The organism is Streptococcus sp. oral taxon 071 str. 73H25AP (assembly GCF_000146755.1).
GTDB lineage: Bacteria > Bacillota > Bacilli > Lactobacillales > Streptococcaceae > Streptococcus > Streptococcus oralis_T.
Map to the genome: position 1 here is coordinate 627769 of NZ_GL397254.1, position 17706 is coordinate 645474.

At 41.6% G+C, this 17706-nt stretch carries 16 protein-coding genes and 2 tRNA genes; 17 read left to right on the forward strand and 1 reads right to left on the reverse strand.

Annotated features, from left to right (window positions below; all coding sequences use genetic code 11):
- Positions 1 to 2: 2 nt before the first annotated feature.
- Positions 3 to 959, forward strand: coding sequence for an ABC transporter permease (locus HMPREF9189_RS05375; protein WP_000029132.1), 957 nt, complete (start codon positions 3 to 5; stop codon positions 957 to 959).
- A 33-nt stretch (positions 960 to 992) separates the two neighbouring features.
- Here HMPREF9189_RS05375 and plsY read toward each other — a convergent pair whose 3' ends face one another.
- Entirely contained in the window at positions 993 to 1634 is a 642-nt protein-coding gene (gene plsY, locus HMPREF9189_RS05380; protein WP_000988204.1) for a glycerol-3-phosphate 1-O-acyltransferase PlsY, read from the reverse strand.
- 135 nt (positions 1635 to 1769) lie between these two features.
- Here plsY and parE point away from each other — a divergent pair, with 135 nt between their 5' ends.
- The 16 genes from parE to sufU all read left to right on the forward strand — a co-directional run bounded on the left by parE (position 1770) and on the right by sufU (position 17688).
- Positions 1770 to 3719: a DNA topoisomerase IV subunit B gene (gene parE / locus HMPREF9189_RS05385; protein ID WP_000037252.1), complete on the forward strand. Its 1950-nt coding sequence runs from the start codon at positions 1770 to 1772 to the stop codon at positions 3717 to 3719.
- A gap of 28 nt (positions 3720 to 3747) precedes the next feature.
- A complete protein-coding gene (locus HMPREF9189_RS05390; RefSeq protein WP_255261169.1) occupies positions 3748 to 4662 on the forward strand; it encodes an AbiH family protein in 915 nt (304 codons plus the stop codon).
- A 115-nt stretch (positions 4663 to 4777) separates the two neighbouring features.
- Entirely contained in the window at positions 4778 to 5596 is an 819-nt protein-coding gene (locus HMPREF9189_RS05395; RefSeq protein WP_001258591.1) for an aminoglycoside 6-adenylyltransferase, read from the forward strand.
- 205 nt (positions 5597 to 5801) lie between these two features.
- Positions 5802 to 8282 carry a DNA topoisomerase IV subunit A gene (gene parC, locus HMPREF9189_RS05400; protein WP_009755303.1) on the forward strand — a complete coding sequence of 827 codons (2481 nt, stop codon included), beginning with the start codon at positions 5802 to 5804 and terminating at the stop codon, positions 8280 to 8282.
- A gap of 116 nt (positions 8283 to 8398) precedes the next feature.
- Positions 8399 to 9436, forward strand: coding sequence for a branched-chain amino acid aminotransferase (locus tag HMPREF9189_RS05405; RefSeq protein ID WP_303660078.1), 1038 nt, complete (start codon positions 8399 to 8401; stop codon positions 9434 to 9436).
- Between the two features lie 112 nt (positions 9437 to 9548).
- On the forward strand, positions 9549 to 9779 hold the full coding sequence (locus HMPREF9189_RS05410) for a DUF2969 domain-containing protein (protein ID WP_000037105.1): 231 nt from the start codon (positions 9549 to 9551) through the stop codon (positions 9777 to 9779).
- A 49-nt stretch (positions 9780 to 9828) separates the two neighbouring features.
- Positions 9829 to 9909, forward strand: a tRNA-Tyr gene (locus tag HMPREF9189_RS05415).
- An 8-nt stretch (positions 9910 to 9917) separates the two neighbouring features.
- Positions 9918 to 9989: transfer RNA gene (locus HMPREF9189_RS05420), tRNA-Gln, on the forward strand.
- Positions 9990 to 10151: 162 nt separating this feature from the next.
- Positions 10152 to 11354 (forward strand): 30S ribosomal protein S1, encoded by a 1203-nt coding sequence (gene rpsA / locus HMPREF9189_RS05425; protein WP_001001620.1) that lies wholly within the window; start codon positions 10152 to 10154, stop codon positions 11352 to 11354.
- 82 nt (positions 11355 to 11436) lie between these two features.
- Positions 11437 to 11934, forward strand: a complete 498-nt coding sequence (locus HMPREF9189_RS05430) for a GAF domain-containing protein (RefSeq protein WP_000887142.1) — start codon at positions 11437 to 11439, stop codon at positions 11932 to 11934.
- On the forward strand, positions 11934 to 13589 hold the full coding sequence (gene dnaX / locus HMPREF9189_RS05435; RefSeq protein ID WP_000283834.1) for a DNA polymerase III subunit gamma/tau: 1656 nt from the start codon (positions 11934 to 11936) through the stop codon (positions 13587 to 13589). The genes HMPREF9189_RS05430 and dnaX overlap by 1 nt, the downstream gene beginning before the upstream one ends.
- 27 nt (positions 13590 to 13616) lie before the next feature.
- A complete protein-coding gene (locus HMPREF9189_RS05440) occupies positions 13617 to 13811 on the forward strand; it encodes a DUF3272 family protein (RefSeq protein WP_001081612.1) in 195 nt (64 codons plus the stop codon).
- 152 nt (positions 13812 to 13963) lie between these two features.
- Positions 13964 to 14734 (forward strand): Fe-S cluster assembly ATPase SufC, encoded by a 771-nt coding sequence (gene sufC / locus HMPREF9189_RS05445; protein ID WP_000114490.1) that lies wholly within the window; start codon positions 13964 to 13966, stop codon positions 14732 to 14734.
- Positions 14735 to 14761: 27 nt separating this feature from the next.
- Positions 14762 to 16024 carry a Fe-S cluster assembly protein SufD gene (sufD, locus tag HMPREF9189_RS05450; RefSeq protein ID WP_000159855.1) on the forward strand — a complete coding sequence of 421 codons (1263 nt, stop codon included), beginning with the start codon at positions 14762 to 14764 and terminating at the stop codon, positions 16022 to 16024.
- Positions 16025 to 16034: 10 nt separating this feature from the next.
- Positions 16035 to 17261: a cysteine desulfurase gene (locus HMPREF9189_RS05455; protein WP_000887693.1), complete on the forward strand. Its 1227-nt coding sequence runs from the start codon at positions 16035 to 16037 to the stop codon at positions 17259 to 17261.
- Positions 17248 to 17688, forward strand: coding sequence for a Fe-S cluster assembly sulfur transfer protein SufU (gene sufU / locus HMPREF9189_RS05460; protein ID WP_001218488.1), 441 nt, complete (start codon positions 17248 to 17250; stop codon positions 17686 to 17688). The genes HMPREF9189_RS05455 and sufU overlap by 14 nt, the downstream gene beginning before the upstream one ends.
- Positions 17689 to 17706: the final 18 nt, after the last annotated feature.

Sequence of the window (17706 nt, forward strand, 5' to 3'; positions counted from 1 at the left end):
GGATGTCTATTACAACATTACTCACCCTCTTGGTCTCTTCTATGCTGATATACTCAGCACCACTTATTTTTACGAGTATCGGAGGGGTTTTCTCTGAACGTGGTGGTGTCGTTAACGTCGGTCTTGAAGGAATTATGGTTATGGGAGCCTTTTCTGGGGTTGTCTTTAACCTTGAGTTTGCAGAACAACTTGGAGCAGCGACTCCTTGGATTTCCTTGTTAGTTGCTGGTATCGTGGGAGCTATTTTCTCCCTAATCCATGCAGTCGCTACAGTTCATTTCCGTGCAGACCATGTTGTCAGTGGTACAGTATTGAACTTGATGGCTCCTGCCCTAGCAGTTTTCTTGGTTAAAGTTCTTTATAACAAAGGACAAACGGATAACTTAAGCCAGACTTTTGGACGTTTTGATTTCCCAGTTTTGGCTGATATCCCAGTGATTGGAGATATCTTCTTCAAGTCAACCAGTCTACTAGGTTATATCGCGATTGCCTTCTCTTTCCTTGCTTGGTTTATTCTCTTTAAGACACGTTTTGGTCTTCGTCTTCGCTCTGTTGGTGAACACCCTCAAGCAGCGGATACCTTGGGGATCAATGTCTACAAAATGAGATATCTTGGGGTTGTTATTTCAGGTTTCCTTGGTGGAATTGGGGGAGCGATTTATGCTCAATCCATTTCAGTTAACTTCTCAGTGACAACTATTGTCGGTCCTGGATTTATCGCTCTTGCGGCAATGATTTTTGGTAAATGGAACCCAATCGGTGCTATGCTTTCTAGTCTCTTCTTTGGACTTTCACAAAGTTTGGCAGTTATCGGTTCTCAATTGCCTTTCCTACAAGGAGTGCCAGCGGTTTACCTTCAAATCGCACCTTATGTCTTGACCATCCTTGTCTTAGCAGCCTTCTTTGGAAAAGCAGTCGCACCAAAAGCAGATGGTATCAACTATATCAAATCAAAATAAGCATACAAAAAAACGCCAGTTTAAACTGGCGTTTTATTTTTTAGGATTTTGATGTGTCAAGTTTAGTCCCCAAGGGATAAGATTTTCAGTTTTATTTTTGATACGTGTGATATTATCCTTGTGACGAATGATAATCAAGCTAGCAAGTGTTAGGATAATCAGAATGAAGAGAGGGTCATAGCTGTCTAGGATAAATCCAAATAGTGGAAATAGTAGAACTCCGATAACGGCTGCGATAGAAGCAGTAACGCTAGACAGTGAAATCATACTACCTAGATAGAGGGTTCCAAAAAACACAATCGCTAGATAGAGACAGAAGACAGGCGCAAATCCAAAAACAACTCCTGCGCTAGTTGCGACAGCCTTGCCCCCTTTAAATCCTGCAAAGATAGGAAAGGTATGTCCAATTACAGCTAAAAGTCCAAAGACAAGAGGCGATACACCTTGTAGGTGGAAAAGAATTGGAAGCAGAGTGGCCAAGGTTCCTTTAAAGAAGTCAATTACAAAGGTTGCCATACCCGCTTTCTTACCCAAAATACGGAAAGTATTGGTTGTTCCAGTATTTCCAGAACCATGTTCACGCAGATTTGTTTGAAAGAAGATTTGTCCAATCCAAAGACCAGACGGAATCGAACCTAGCAGATAAGCAAAAATTAATAATACAAATGTCATCATAGACCTATTATACCATGAAATGCTTTCGAAAGTCAGAGAATATCCTGTGAAATTGTGACGGCTGAATGGGAAAAATTTTGCAAAATCCCTAGAAAACCTGTAAAATAGAAAAGATGAACGAATAGGAGGTTCCTTGTGTCAAAAAAGGAAATCAATATTAATAACTACAATGATGATGCCATTCAGGTGCTAGAAGGGTTGGATGCGGTCCGTAAACGTCCGGGGATGTATATCGGTTCGACCGACGGTGCAGGTCTCCATCATCTAGTCTGGGAAATTGTGGACAATGCAGTCGATGAGGCCTTGTCTGGCTTCGGTGATCGCATTGATGTGACTATCAATAAAGACGGAAGTTTAACAGTAGAAGACCATGGTCGTGGGATGCCGACTGGTATGCACGCCATGGGAATTCCAACTGTCGAGGTTATCTTTACCATTCTTCACGCCGGAGGGAAATTCGGTCAAGGAGGTTATAAGACATCTGGAGGTCTCCACGGGGTGGGGTCTTCTGTTGTTAATGCCCTATCAAGTTGGCTAGAAGTAGAAATCACTCGTGATGGCGCAGTCTACAAGCAACGTTTTGAAAATGGCGGGAAACCCGTCACGACTTTGAAGAAAATCGGTACAGCGCCCAAGTCTAAAACAGGTACCAAGGTCACCTTCATGCCTGATGCGACGATTTTTTCTACGACAGACTTCAAGTACAATACCATTTCAGAACGACTCAATGAGTCAGCCTTTCTCTTAAAAAATGTTACCTTGTCTTTGACAGATAAGCGAACAGATGAAGCGATTGAATACCATTATGAAAATGGAGTTCAGGACTTTGTTTCTTACCTCAATGAAGACAAGGAAACCTTGACGCCAGTCCTATACTTTGAAGGCGAAGACAATGGCTTCCAAGTGGAAGTTGCCCTCCAGTACAATGATGGATTTTCAGATAACATCTTGTCTTTTGTCAATAACGTTCGTACTAAAGATGGTGGAACGCACGAGACAGGATTCAAGTCTGCTATCACTAAGGTCATGAATGACTACGCGCGTAAGACAGGTCTTCTCAAGGAAAAAGATAAAAATCTTGAAGGTTCAGACTATCGTGAGGGACTTGCTGCCGTCCTTTCTATCCTAGTTCCGGAAGAACACCTTCAATTTGAGGGACAGACCAAGGACAAACTTGGAAGCCCTCTGGCTCGTCCTGTTGTGGATGGCATAGTATCTGATAAGTTGACCTTCTTCCTAATGGAGAATGGAGAACTAGCTTCAAATCTCATCAGAAAGGCTATCAAGGCTCGTGATGCCCGTGAAGCGGCCCGTAAGGCGCGTGATGAGAGCCGAAATGGTAAGAAAAACAAGAAAGACAAAGGCTTGCTGTCTGGAAAATTGACCCCAGCCCAGTCTAAAAATCCAGCAAAGAATGAACTCTACCTGGTCGAGGGTGATTCTGCCGGCGGTTCTGCTAAACAAGGTCGTGACCGTAAGTTTCAGGCTATCTTACCTCTTCGAGGTAAGGTTATCAATACAGCCAAGGCTAAGATGGCGGATATTCTCAAAAATGAAGAAATCAATACCATGATTTATACCATCGGTGCGGGTGTGGGAGCAGACTTCTCCATTGAGGATGCCAACTATGACAAGATTATTATCATGACCGATGCGGATACAGATGGTGCCCATATTCAGACCTTGCTCTTGACATTTTTCTATCGTTACATGCGTCCGCTAGTTGAGGCAGGCCATGTCTATATCGCCCTTCCGCCTCTTTACAAGATGTCCAAAGGGAAAGGTAAGAAAGAAGAAGTGGCCTACGCTTGGACGGACGGAGAGCTAGAAGAACTCCGCAAGCAGTTTGGTAAAGGCGCAACACTCCAACGATATAAAGGTCTTGGTGAGATGAATGCGGACCAGCTCTGGGAAACAACCATGAATCCAGAAACTCGCACTCTTATCCGTGTTACGATCGAAGACCTAGCACGCGCCGAACGTCGCGTCAATGTCCTCATGGGCGACAAGGTCGAACCACGCCGTAAGTGGATTGAAGACAATGTCAAGTTTACGCTGGAGGAGAGTGGGGAGATGGTGTTTTAAGAAGTTCATAACTATTAAAGAGTTTATTATGGAAAAATTATTTATTATCGGAAATGGATTTGACCTTGCTCACGGTTTAAAGACAAGTTATTTAGAGTTTAAAAACTTTGTATATCAGCAGATTTGTAAGTCTCAAGTTAATGTAGAATTAGATGAAATACCTGAAATAAAGAACGTTTTTTTTAATGATTTTGAAATCCCTACCTCTATTACAGGCAATCATGGTGAGGAATTATATAATGACCAAGAGGTTGCAGAAAAATATTTCGAGTTAATTTCATTGATGGTTAAAGATAAAAGAAAATGGATAGATTTTGAGAATTCTTTGGCAAGGATAGGTAATATAGAATTTGAACTGAATAGCTTCTATGATGCTGAAGGAGATTTGGATTATTCTCAAACAGCAGCTTATGTAGAAGATTTTTCAGAAACATTAAAAAATTTTTATCAATATGCGACGAATAGCTTGTTTAGTGGATGGATTAATACGATTTCAAAATCAGAAGAGTATGAACGTCTTTTACCTGTTAAGGAAAGTGTATTAAACTCAAAGGAAGTTGCACTATATCTAACTTTTAACTATACAATGGTATTGGAAGATAAATATGGAATTAAAGAAGAGGATATTATTCATATACATGGAAGCATTAGGACAAGAGAGTATTTAGTTGGTCATAATGTAGAAGAGGAAGTGGAGGAGGATTTTAATCCATTTTCTTTAAATTCATACATAGCTTCTTGTGTTGAAGCAGTTAGAAAGCCTGTAAAGGAGAGATTAGAATCTAATGCAATGAAAAACTTTCTGGAAAGAATTTCTGATGTAACTGAAATTTATTTTATTGGTTTTAATCTAGAAGAGAAAGAGTCCCCGGACAAACTATATTTTCAAAGGATATTTAAAATATTGCCAAATGTAAAAGTTTTTATTGATGAATTAATTTAGCAAAGATAAAGAAAAGCCTATTAAAAAGACCCTTAAAGAATGGGGATTAAAAAATTATGAAAGTATTGAATTTATAAAAACATAATCAAATTAAAAGAACTATGCAGGTGTTAACATGAGAACTGAACCCGAAATGCTTGATTTAATTTTACAAACCGCAAAAAGTCTAAAAGTCGAAGCCGTGGCTCTATCTGGTTCACGGACTGATACAAAAGCACCAAAAGATGAGTTTCAGGACTATGATGTTGTTTATGTAGTGGACGATTTAGATAATCTGACGAGTGACCTTGCTTGGTTGGACCGGTTGGGCAACCGTCTGATTGAACAGTATAATGTACTGGGACACCGTCGACTTTATCTTATGCTCTTTGAAGATGGCAATCGGATTGATTTGACCCTCTGCCCCAAAGAGCACATTCAAGAGTGGGTGAATAGTGAAGCAGGATTCACCGTTTTAGAAGATCCTAAGGGTTTGTTTGAACCTTATTCCCCGAGTCCCCAACGCTTTTGGACAAGCCCAGCTAGTGTGATAGAGTTTGAAAAAGCCTGCAATGAATTTTGGTGGGTGTCAGCCTACGTAGTCAAAGGAATCTGTCGCAAGCAACTACTCTACGCTACTGACCATCTCTATGGGATTTGTCACCAAGAACTCCTGAAGGTCTTAGCCTGGCAGGTAGCAAGTGATAAGGGGACTGTCGATATTGGCAAGAACTATAAATATCTCTTTAACTATTTACCTACTGAGAAAGAGAAGGAATTCTTAAATCTGCTTGATTTCTCCAGTTTAGAAAAAATCACTCAGTCTTTATTTGCAACAATGAAACATTTCCACCAAGAAGCTCAATACCTTGCTAACAAGATGGGTCTTGACTATGATAAGGAAGTGGCAGAGAGGATGATTGAGTATGCTGAGGAGAGACTTTCAAATCACTAACTAAAAAAAATATATAATTTAAAAGATTAAACTACAGAAAGGATCGTTTGGTTATATATAGTAACTGAACACGAGACTAATTTCTGTAAATTATCCCTTATTCTATAAAAACCTACTCTACATTCTTTGAAAGGAGTTGAACATGCCCTAAATACTGTGTGAAAAAGATAAATTTCCTTTGTATTTTACGGGCTTTGTATCCTATATGAGTAACATTCAAAACATGTCCCTAGAGGACATCATGGGAGAGCGCTTTGGTCGCTACTCCAAGTACATTATTCAAGACCGGGCTTTGCCAGATATTCGGGATGGATTGAAGCCGGTTCAACGTCGTATTCTTTATTCTATGAATAAAGATGGCAATACTTTTGACAAGAGCTACCGTAAATCGGCCAAGTCAGTCGGGAACATCATGGGGAATTTCCACCCACACGGTGACAGTTCTATCTATGATGCCATGGTTCGTATGTCTCAGGATTGGAAGAACCGTGAGATTCTAGTTGAAATGCACGGTAACAACGGTTCTATGGACGGAGATCCGCCTGCGGCGATGCGTTATACCGAGGCTCGTTTGTCTGAGATTGCTGGTTATCTTCTTCAGTATATCGAGAAAAAGACAGTTCCTTTTGCCTGGAACTTTGACGATACGGAGAAAGAGCCGACGGTTTTGCCAGCAGCATTTCCAAACCTCTTGGTCAATGGTTCGACTGGTATTTCGGCTGGTTATGCCACAGATATTCCTCCGCATAATTTGGCTGAAGTCATTGATGCGACTGTTTACATGATTGACCACCCAACAGCCAAGGTGGACAAACTCATGGAATTCTTGCCTGGACCAGACTTCCCTACAGGAGCTATCATCCAGGGGCGTGACGAGATCCAAAAGGCTTATGAAACTGGGAAAGGGCGCGTGGTCGTTCGTTCTAAAACTGAGATTGAAAAGTTAAAAGGTGGCAAGGAGCAAATCGTTATCACTGAGATTCCTTATGAAATCAATAAGGCCAATCTGGTCAAGAAAATCGATGATGTTCGTGTCAATAACAAGGTGGCAGGTATTGCTGAGGTTCGTGATGAGTCTGACCGTGACGGTCTTCGCATCGCTATCGAGCTCAAGAAAGACGCAAATACCGAACTTGTTCTCAATTATCTCTTTAAATACACTGACTTGCAAATCAATTACAACTTTAACATGGTGGCGATTGATAATTTCACACCTCGTCAGGTTGGGATTGTTTCCATCTTATCTAGCTATATCGCCCACCGTCGTGAAGTGATCTTAGCTCGTTCCCACTTTGATAAGGAAAAGGCTGAGAAACGTCTCCATATCGTCGAAGGTTTGATTCGCGTGATTTCGATTTTGGACGAAGTCATTGCTCTTATCCGTGCTTCTGAGAACAAGGCTGATGCTAAGGAAAACCTCAAGGTCAGCTATGATTTTACAGAAGAGCAGGCTGAAGCTATCGTGACCTTACAACTTTACCGTTTGACCAATACAGACGTGGTTGTCTTGCAGGAAGAAGAAGCAGAATTGCGTGAAAAGACTGCCATGCTTGCTGCTATCATCGGTGATGAACGGACTATGTACAATCTCATGAAGAAAGAACTTCGTGAGGTCAAAAAGAAATTTGCGACACCACGTTTGAGTACTTTGGAAGATACTGCAAAAGTAATCGAGATTGACACAGCTAGTTTGATTGCCGAGGAAGATACCTATGTCAGCGTGACTAAGGCAGGCTATATCAAGCGTACTAGCCCACGTTCCTTTGCGGCATCCACGCTGGAGGAAATTGGCAAGCGTGATGATGATCGTCTAATCTTTGTACAAGTTGCCAAGACAACGCAACACCTCTTGATGTTCACAAGTCTTGGGAATGTCATTTATCGACCAATCCATGAATTGGCAGATATTCGCTGGAAGGATATCGGAGAGCACTTGAGCCAAACGATTACAAACTTTGAAACTAACGAAGAAATCCTTTATGTAGAAGTCCTGGATCAGTTTGATGATGCGACAACCTACTTTGCAGCGACTCGTCTCGGTCAAATCAAGCGTGTAGAACGCAAAGAATTCTCTCCATGGCGGACATACAAGTCTAAGTCTGTCAAGTATGCTAAGCTCAAAGATGAGACAGATCAGATTGTAGCAGTAGCGCCTATCAAACTAGATGATGTGCTCTTGGTGAGCCGAAACGGATATGCCCTTCGTTTCAATATCGAAGAGGTTCCCGTTGTCGGTGCCAAGGCTGCGGGTGTCAAGGCCATGAACCTGAAAGCAGAAGACGAGCTTCAAGCTGCCTTTATCTGCAACACCTCATCCTTCTACCTCTTGACCCAGCGTGGTAGTTTGAAACGTGTTTCTATTGACGAAATTCCAGCAACCAGCCGTGCCAAAAGAGGATTACAAGTCTTGCGTGAGTTAAAAAACAAACCGCACCGAGTCTTCTTGGCTGGAGCAGTTGCAGAGCAAGGTTTCGTTGGTGATCTCTTTAGTACAGAAGTAGAAGAAAACGACCAAACGCTGCTTGTCCAATCTAACAAGGGAACAATCTATGAAAGCCGATTGCAAGATTTGAACTTGTCAGAACGTACTAGCAACGGAAGCTTTATCTCAGACACCATTTCAGATGAGGAAGTTTTCGATGCTTACCTCAAAGAAGTCTTTAAAGAGGACAAAACAAATCCATAAAAAGAATCAGTCCAGAGGGCTGATTTCTTTTGTGTTGAAAAAATTTTCAGAAAATTACAAATAATACTTGAAATTTTACTAGAAAAGTGTAGAATAGAACACATAGTTTGAATAGTATAAAGGAGAAACACATGACAGTTGAAATTGATTGGGAAAATCTTGGCTTTGCTTATATGAAATTACCTTACCGTTATATCGCTCACTACAAAAATGGTCAATGGGATCAAGGAGAATTGACAGAGGATGCAACCTTGCATATTTCAGAGTCTTCTCCAAGTCTTCACTATGGACAGCAAGCATTTGAAGGTTTGAAGGCCTATCGTACGAAGGATGGTAGTATTCAACTTTTCCGTCCTGATGAAAATGCCAAGCGTCTGCAACGTACCTGTGATCGTCTCTTGATGCCCCAAGTTCCGACAGAGATGTTTGTAGAAGCTTGTAAAGCAGTTGCCCGCGCAAATGAAGAATACGTCCCACCATATGGAACAGGTGGAACCCTTTATCTTCGTCCTCTCTTGATTGGTGTCGGAGATATCATCGGGGTAAAACCTGCAGAGGAGTACATTTTCACTATCTTTGCCATGCCAGTTGGCAACTACTTCAAAGGTGGCTTGGTTCCAACGAATTTCTTGATTCAAGATGAATTTGACCGAGCAGCCCCACATGGTACAGGAGCTGCCAAGGTAGGTGGGAACTACGCTGCCAGTCTTCTACCAGGTAAAATGGCAAAATCACGTAATTTTTCAGATGTTATCTACCTAGATCCAGCTACACATACAAAGATTGAAGAAGTCGGATCAGCCAACTTCTTTGGTATCACGGCAGACAATGAATTCGTTACGCCATTGAGTCCATCCATCTTGCCATCTATTACCAAGTACTCTTTGCTTTATTTGGCAGAACACCGCTTGGGCTTGACTCCGATTGAAGGCGATGTCCCAATTGATAATTTGGAGCGTTTTGTAGAGGCAGGTGCTTGTGGAACAGCAGCGGTTATTTCGCCAATTGGAGGCATCCAACATGGGGATGATTTTCATGTTTTCTATAGTGAAACAGAAGTAGGTCCTGTTACACGTAAGCTTTATGATGAATTGACCGGTATCCAATTTGGTGATGTAGAAGCGCCTGAAGGATGGATTGTCAAAGTGGACTAAAAGATATGAAATAAAGAAGAACTCCATAGCAGTTGTAATAGATGAAATGGAGTTTTTTCTTGCTAGTTTTAGCTTTTTCTTGTACAATAGAAAAAGTGAAAAGAGGTAAAGTATGAGTAAAAAAGATAAGAAAATTGAAATTCAATTAACAGATGCAAAAGTGACTGTTGGAAAAGACAGTTATGAAGGCTACGTTTTGACAATCGGGAAAAAGGTCATTGGTGAAATTGCCGAATTAGATAACCAATTTGCCATCATAAAGAATGGAAATGTCGATAGTTTTTATAAAAAACTTGAAAAAGCTGTGGAAATTTTGATTGAAAACTATAATTTGACAAAATAATACTTGTTTTATTGAAAATTTCATGATATAATAGTTCTCGTTAAACATTGGAGAGATAGCGAAGAGGCTAAACGCGGCGGACTGTAAATCCGCTCCTTCGGGTTCGGGGGTTCGAATCCCTCTCTCTCCATTTATCAATGGGGTATAGCCAAGCGGTAAGGCAAGGGACTTTGACTCCCTCATGCGTTGGTTCGAATCCAGCTACCCCAGTTCTTAGGTAATAAGTTCAAGATAAAAAGAAAAATATCTTAGGGTATTTTATTTTTATAATTGAAAGGCGTGAACGATGTGAACATGTCTTTGCGGGTGCTTAGGAAAAAAATTATAAGTATGTCAAGTTTGGAAAGACTTGATTGTTGGAGGATTTTTTAGATGAACGAATTTGAAGATTTGCTAAATAGCGTTAGCCAAGTTGAGCCTGGTGATGTTGTTAGTGCTGAAGTATTGACAGTTGATGCGACTCAAGCTAACGTTGCAATCTCTGGGACTGGTGTTGAAGGTGTCTTGACTCTTCGCGAATTGACAAACGATCGCGATGCAGATATCAATGACTTTGTGAAAGTAGGAGAAGTATTGGATGTTCTTGTACTTCGTCAAGTAGTTGGTAAAGATACTGATACAGTTACATACCTTGTATCTAAAAAACGTCTTGAAGCTCGCAAAGCATGGGACAAACTTGTAGGACGCGAAGAAGAAGTTGTTACTGTTAAAGGAACTCGTGCCGTTAAAGGTGGACTTTCAGTAGAATTTGAAGGTGTTCGTGGATTTATCCCAGCTTCAATGTTGGATACTCGTTTCGTACGTAATACTGAGCGTTTCGTAGGTCAAGAATTTGATGCTAAAATCAAAGAAGTTGATCCTAAAGAAAACCGCTTCATCCTTTCACGTCGTGAAGTTGTTGAAGCAGCTACTGCAGCAGCTCGTGCTGAAGTATTCAGTAAATTAGCTGTTGGTGATGTGGTAACTGGTAAAGTTGCTCGTATCACTAGCTTCGGTGCTTTCATCGATCTTGGTGGTGTTGACGGATTGGTTCACTTGACTGAATTGTCACACGAACGTAACGTATCACCTAAATCAGTTGTAACTGTTGGTGAAGAAATCGAAGTTAAAGTCCTTGATCTTAATGAAGAAGAAGGACGCGTATCCCTTTCACTTAAAGCAACAACACCTGGACCATGGGATGGCGTTGAGCAAAAATTGGCTAAAGGTGATGTAGTAGAAGGAACAGTTAAACGTTTGACTGACTTCGGTGCATTTGTTGAAGTATTGCCAGGTATCGATGGACTTGTTCACGTATCACAAATTTCACACAAACGTATCGAAAATCCAAAAGAAGCTCTTACTGTTGGTCAAGAAGTTACTGTTAAAGTCCTTGATGTTAACGCTGACGCAGAACGTGTATCACTTTCTATCAAAGCTCTTGAAGAACGTCCAGCTCAAGAAGAAGGACAAAAAGAAGAAAAACGTGCTGCTCGTCCACGTCGTCCAAAACGTCAAGAAAAACGTGATTTCGAACTTCCAGAAACACAAACAGGATTCTCAATGGCTGACTTGTTCGGTGATATCGAACTTTAATCAAATTGATAATCGCAAAATCCTTTGTTGAAAACAAGGGATTTTTCTTTTGTCTCTTTCCCATTTTTGATATAATAGTTCTATGTTAGATTCAGAAAAACAATCACAATATCAATTGTTAAATGAGGAACTCTCTTATTTACTTGAAGGTGAGAGCAATGTTCTTGCCAATCTTTCGAATGCTAGTGCCCTCCTAAAATCTCGCTTTCCGAATACTGTATTTGCAGGTTTTTATCTGTTTGATGGTAGCGAGTTGGTTTTAGGTCCTTTTCAGGGTGGTGTTTCTTGTATTCGCATTCCGCTTGGAAAAGGCGTATGTGGAGAAGCTGCTGAGTTTCAAGAGACTGTTTTAGTTGGCGATGTGAGCACCTATCCAAACTACATTTCTTGTGATAGTATGGCCAAGAGTGAAATCGTAGTTCCCATGCTCAAGAATGGTCGATTGCTGGGTGTCTTAGACCTGGATTCTTCACTTATTGATGATTACAATGCCATTGACCGTGATTACTTGGAACAATTTGTCGCTATTTTGCTTGAGACGACAGAATGGGACTTTACAATGTTTGAGGAGAAAGCCTAATGTATCAAGCGCTTTATCGAAAATATAGAAGCCAAACTTTTTCACAACTGGTCGGTCAGGAGGTTGTGGCTAAAACCCTAAAACAAGCGGTCGAGCAGGAAAAGATTAGTCATGCCTATCTTTTCTCAGGTCCTCGTGGAACTGGGAAAACTAGCGTAGCCAAGATTTTTGCCAAGGCCATGAACTGCCCAAATCAAGTGGATGGAGAACCATGTAATCACTGCTATATCTGTCAGGCAGTGACAGAAGGTAGTTTAGAAGATGTTATCGAAATGGATGCAGCTTCGAATAACGGAGTCGATGAAATCCGTGAAATTCGTGACAAATCTACCTATGCACCTAGCTTAGCACGTTACAAGGTCTATATTATTGACGAGGTCCATATGCTGTCTACGGGAGCCTTCAATGCGCTTTTGAAGACTCTTGAGGAGCCAACTCAGAATGTTGTCTTTATCTTGGCGACCACTGAATTGCATAAGATTCCTGCAACCATTTTATCGCGTGTTCAACGTTTTGAGTTCAAATCGATTAAAACTCAAGATATCAAGGAGCATATTTATCATATTCTAGAAAAAGAAAATATCAGTTCTGAACCGGAGGCTGTGGAAATCATTGCCAGACGAGCTGAAGGTGGAATGCGGGATGCCTTGTCCATTCTGGATCAAGCTTTGAGTTTAACACAGGGAAACGAGCTCACGACTGCTATCTCTGAGGAGATTACAGGCACCATTAGTTTATCAGCACTAGATGACTATGTAGCTGCCTTGTCTCAGCAGGATGTTCCAAAAGCACTTGATTCTTTGAATCTTTTATTTGAGAATGGCAAGAGCATGACTCGTTTTGTGACGGATCTCTTGCAGTATTTGCGTGATTTACTGGTCGTGCAGACGGGTGGCGAAAATACTCATCATAGTCCAGTTTTTATGGACAATCTAGCTTTATCTCAGGAAAGCCTCTTTGAAATGATTCGAATGGCGACTGTGAGCTTGGCAGATATGAAAGCTAGCCTGCAACCTAAGATTTATGCTGAGATGATGACCATTCGTTTAGCTGAGATTAAGCCTGGACCAGTGCTTTCAGAAGCTGTCGAAGGTGAAATAGCTGCACTGAGACAGGAAGTCGCTCGTCTCAAACAAGAACTTGCCAATGTTGAAACAGCTCCTAAACAAGTGGTGCCAGTTCCTAGCCGTCCAGCCACTTCCAAGACAGTCTATCGAGTGGATCGCAACAAAGTTCAGACTATCCTGCAAGAAGCTGTCGAAAATCCTGATTTGGCACGGCAAAACTTGATTCGCCTCCAAAATGCATGGGGAGAAGTGATTGAAAGCTTAGCTGGTCCGGATAAGGCTCTGCTCGTTGGTTCTCAACCAGTTGCGGCAAACGAACACCATGCTATTTTAGCCTTTGAGTCTAATTTCAATGCAGGGCAAACCATGAAACGGGACAATCTCAATACCATGTTTGGGAACATCCTCAGTCAGGCAGCAGGTTTTTCACCTGAAATCTTGGCGATTTCCTTAGAGGAATGGAAAGAGGTTCGAGCGGCCTTTTCAGCTAAAGCTAAATCTTCTCAAGTTGAAAAAGAAGCAGAAGACAGTCTGATTCCAGAAGGATTTGAATTTTTGGCTGATAAAGTGAAGGTAGAGGAAGACTAAAGAAAGATTTCATGATACAATAAGTTTATGAATAGACAACAATTTATTATGATAGCGTTATTTACGGCTGCTGAGACTTATTTTTTCAATGAAGCCTGGATGACTGGTCGCTATATTATGGCAGCCTTTTGGGCCATTCTACTCTTTCGAAATTTTAGGTTAAGTTACGTGATGGGAAAAATTGTAAACACCATTGATCAGCACCTAAACCGCAAGGACTAGCTCCCAGCTTCTAGACAAAATCAAAGCCTTTTAGGCTTTTTTTTGTTATACTAGTAGAGTATATTTATGGACCTTTTCTTGTGTTTTTTAGAGAAATGTAAGTGATTTCTCTAATGATAAAGGAAGTAGGCCAGAAAAAGAAAGGAATTATCATGTCAGTATTAGAGATCAAAGATCTTCACGTTGAGATTGAAGGAAAAGAAATTTTGAAAGGAGTCAATCTGACTCTGAAAACAGGAGAAATCGCAGCTATCATGGGACCAAATGGTACTGGTAAATCGACTCTTTCAGCCGCTATCATGGGAAATCCAAACTATGAAGTTACCAAAGGTGAAGTCTTGTTTGATGGCGTAAATATCCTTGAGTTGGAAGTGGACGAACGTGCGCGTATGGGACTTTTCCTTGCTATGCAATACCCATCTGAAATTCCAGGAATTACCAACGCTGAGTTTCTTCGTGCAGCCATGAATGCTGGTAAAGAAGACGATGAAAAGATTTCAGTTCGTGAGTTCATCACTAAATTAGACGAGAAGATGGAATTGCTCAACATGAAAGAAGAAATGGCAGAGCGTTACCTCAACGAAGGTTTCTCTGGTGGTGAGAAAAAACGTAATGAAATTCTTCAACTCTTGATGTTGGAACCTACATTTGCCCTTTTGGATGAGATTGACTCAGGTCTTGATATTGACGCCCTTAAAGTTGTATCTAAAGGTGTGAATGCTATGCGTGGTGAAGGCTTTGGTGCTATGATCATCACTCACTACCAACGTCTTTTGAACTACATCACACCAGACGTGGTATACGTGATGATGGAAGGTCGTGTTGTCCTTTCCGGTGGTCCAGAATTGGCTGCGCGTCTAGAACGTGAAGGATACGCAAAACTAGCTGAAGAACTTGGCTACGACTACAAGGAAGAATTGTAATTCCCTCGTATCTTTTAGGAGAAGTAAATGACTAAAGAAACTATTAAACTTTTTTCAGAAACGCACGCTGAACCAAGCTGGTTGTCAGACCTCCGTCAAAAAGCTTTTGATAAGATTGAAAGTTTGGAATTACCAGTCATTGAGCGTGTCAAATTTCACCGTTGGAATCTGGGGGATGGAACCATCATAGAAAGTGAGACTTCAGCAAATGTTCCAGATTTCACAGCTCTAGATAATCACTTGAAGTTGATTCAAGTAGGAACTCAAACAGTTTTTGAACAAATTCCAGTTGAGTTGGCAGAACAAGGTGTTGTTTTTACAGACTTCCACTCAGCTTTAGAAGAAATTCCAGAGCTGATCGAGGAATTCTTCATGTCATCTGTTAAGTATGATGAGGACAAGTTGGCAGCTTACCATACAGCTTACTTTAACAGTGGTGCTGTTCTCTACATCCCTGATAATGTTGAGATTAAAGAGCCAATCGAAGGGATTTTCTACCAAGACAGCGACAGCGACGTGCCATTTAACAAGCATATCCTCATCATCGCTGGTAAGAACAGTAAGATTAGTTATCTTGAACGTTTAGAGTCGCGTGGTGAAGGTAGTGCCAAAGCAACTGCCAATATCACAGTCGAAGTGATTGCTCGTTCTGGTGCGCAAGTGAAATTTGCAGCGATTGACCGTCTAGGTGAAAATGTGACCGCCTACATTAGCCGTCGTGGTAAGTTGGGTAACGATGCCAGCATTGACTGGGCAATCGGTGTCATGAACGAAGGGAATGTTGTTGCAGACTTTGATAGCGATTTGATTGGGAACGGTAGCCATGCCGACCTGAAAGTGGTAGCTCTTTCAAGTGGCCGTCAGATTCAAGGGATTGATACCCGAGTGACTAACTACGGGTGCAACTCTATCGGAAATATCCTCCAACACGGGGTTATCCTTGAAAAAGCAACCTTGACCTTTAATGGTATCGGTCACATCATCAAGGGCGCTAAGGGAGCGGATGCGCAACAAGAAAGCCGTGTTCTCATGCTTTCAGACCAGGCTCGTTCAGATGCTAACCCAATTCTTTTGATTGACGAAAATGACGTTACTGCAGGACACGCGGCCTCTATCGGTCAGGTGGATCCAGAAGACATGTACTATCTCATGAGCCGTGGCTTGGATAAAGCAACTGCAGAACGTTTGGTTGTCCGCGGTTTCCTTGGATCTGTAATCGTTGAGATTCCAGTCAAGGAAGTTCGTGACGAAATGATTGCAACTATCGAAGAAAAATTGTCAAAACGCTAAGGGGAAGCCTATGTTAGATGTAGAAGCGATTCGCAAGGATTTTCCAATTTTGGACCAGATTGTCAACGATGAACCTCTGGTCTATCTGGACAATGCTGCGACGACACAAAAACCACTAGCAGTTCTTGAAACGATTAACCGCTACTATGAGAAAGACAATGCCAACGTTCACCGTGGTGTTCATACCTTGGCTGAGCGAGCAACAGCTTCTTATGAAGCTGCTCGTGAAACTATTCGTAAGTTTATCAATGCAGGCTCTACAAAGGAAGTTCTCTTTACCAGAGGAACGACAACCAGTCTTAACTGGGTGGCACGCTTTGCTGAGGAAATTTTGACTGAGGGAGACCAGGTCTTGATTTCTATTATGGAACACCATTCTAATATTATTCCTTGGCAGGAGGCTTGCCGCAAGACTGGAGCGGAGCTTGTCTATGTTTATCTCAAAGACGGAGCCCTGGATATGGAGGATTTGCGAGCTAAATTGACTGATAAGGTTAAATTTGTCTCCCTAGCTCATGCTTCCAATGTTCTTGGTGTGGTCAATCCGATCAAGGAAATCACTCAATTAGCCCACCAAGTTGGAGCTATCATGGTGGTGGATGGTGCTCAATCTACGCCTCATATGAAGATTGATGTCCAGGACTTGGATGTGGACTTCTTTGCCTTTTCGGGTCACAAGATGGCTGGTCCGACTGGTATCGGTGTTCTGTACGGAAAAGAGAAGTATTTAGAACAAATGTCACCAGTTGAGTTTGGTGGAGAGATGATTGATTTCGTCTACGAGCAATCTGCTAGTTGGAAGGAATTGCCTTGGAAATTTGAGGCTGGAACGCCAAATATGGCGGGTGCAATCGGACTTGCTGCTGCAGTAGATTATTTTGAAAAGATTGGCATGGATGCCATTGAAGCTCATGAACAGGAATTGATTGCGTACGTCTATCCAAAACTGCAGGCAATTGAGGGATTGACCATTTACGGTTCTCAGGACTTGTCTCAACGTTCAGGTGTCATTGCTTTTAACTTAGGGGATCTTCATCCTCACGATCTTGCGACTGCTTTGGATTATGAAGGAGTAGCCGTTCGTGCGGGTCACCACTGCGCCCAACCTTTGCTCCAGTATTTGGACGTCCCAGCAACTGCTCGTGCAAGTTTTTATATCTACAATACCAAGGCAGATTGCGACAAACTAGTCGATGCCTTACAAAAGACAAAGGAGTTTTTCAATGGCACTTTCTAAACTAGATAGCCTTTATATGGCAGTGGTAGCGGACCATTCGAAAAATCCACATCACCAAGGGAAGTTAGAAGACGCTGAGCAAATCAGTCTCAACAATCCAACCTGTGGGGATGTCATCAATCTCTCTGTCAAGTTTGATGCAGAGAATCGTTTGGAAGATATCGCTTTTCTAAACTCGGGTTGTACTATCTCAACTGCCTCTGCTAGTATGATGACAGATGCCGTTTTAGGGAAGACCAAGCAAGAAATTTTAGAACTTGCGACTATTTTTTCTGAAATGGTTCAAGGGCAAAAAGATGAGCGTCAAGACCAACTTGGAGATGCGGCATTCTTGTCAGGTGTTGCCAAATTCCCTCAACGAATCAAGTGTGCAACCCTAGCTTGGAACGCTCTTAAGAAGACAATTGAAAATCAAGATAACAGATAAGACAAGTTTCTTTTGTCT

What these genes read in the sequence shown, in the direction of transcription:
- HMPREF9189_RS05375 (WP_000029132.1), top strand. Translation starts at nt 3, where the DNA reads ATGTCTATTACAACATTACTCACCCTCTTGGTCTCTTCTATGCTGATA.
- plsY (WP_000988204.1), bottom strand. Translation starts at nt 1,634, where the DNA reads ATGATGACATTTGTATTATTAATTTTTGCTTATCTGCTAGGTTCGATT.
- HMPREF9189_RS05390 (WP_255261169.1), top strand. Translation starts at nt 3,748, where the DNA reads ATGGAAAAATTATTTATTATCGGAAATGGATTTGACCTTGCTCACGGT.
- HMPREF9189_RS05395 (WP_001258591.1), top strand. Translation starts at nt 4,778, where the DNA reads ATGAGAACTGAACCCGAAATGCTTGATTTAATTTTACAAACCGCAAAA.
- parC (WP_009755303.1), top strand. Translation starts at nt 5,802, where the DNA reads ATGAGTAACATTCAAAACATGTCCCTAGAGGACATCATGGGAGAGCGC.
- HMPREF9189_RS05410 (WP_000037105.1), top strand. Translation starts at nt 9,549, where the DNA reads ATGAGTAAAAAAGATAAGAAAATTGAAATTCAATTAACAGATGCAAAA.
- rpsA (WP_001001620.1), top strand. Translation starts at nt 10,152, where the DNA reads ATGAACGAATTTGAAGATTTGCTAAATAGCGTTAGCCAAGTTGAGCCT.
- HMPREF9189_RS05430 (WP_000887142.1), top strand. Translation starts at nt 11,437, where the DNA reads ATGTTAGATTCAGAAAAACAATCACAATATCAATTGTTAAATGAGGAA.
- dnaX (WP_000283834.1), top strand. Translation starts at nt 11,934, where the DNA reads ATGTATCAAGCGCTTTATCGAAAATATAGAAGCCAAACTTTTTCACAA.
- HMPREF9189_RS05440 (WP_001081612.1), top strand. Translation starts at nt 13,617, where the DNA reads ATGAATAGACAACAATTTATTATGATAGCGTTATTTACGGCTGCTGAG.
- sufC (WP_000114490.1), top strand. Translation starts at nt 13,964, where the DNA reads ATGTCAGTATTAGAGATCAAAGATCTTCACGTTGAGATTGAAGGAAAA.
- sufD (WP_000159855.1), top strand. Translation starts at nt 14,762, where the DNA reads ATGACTAAAGAAACTATTAAACTTTTTTCAGAAACGCACGCTGAACCA.
- HMPREF9189_RS05455 (WP_000887693.1), top strand. Translation starts at nt 16,035, where the DNA reads ATGTTAGATGTAGAAGCGATTCGCAAGGATTTTCCAATTTTGGACCAG.
- sufU (WP_001218488.1), top strand. Translation starts at nt 17,248, where the DNA reads ATGGCACTTTCTAAACTAGATAGCCTTTATATGGCAGTGGTAGCGGAC.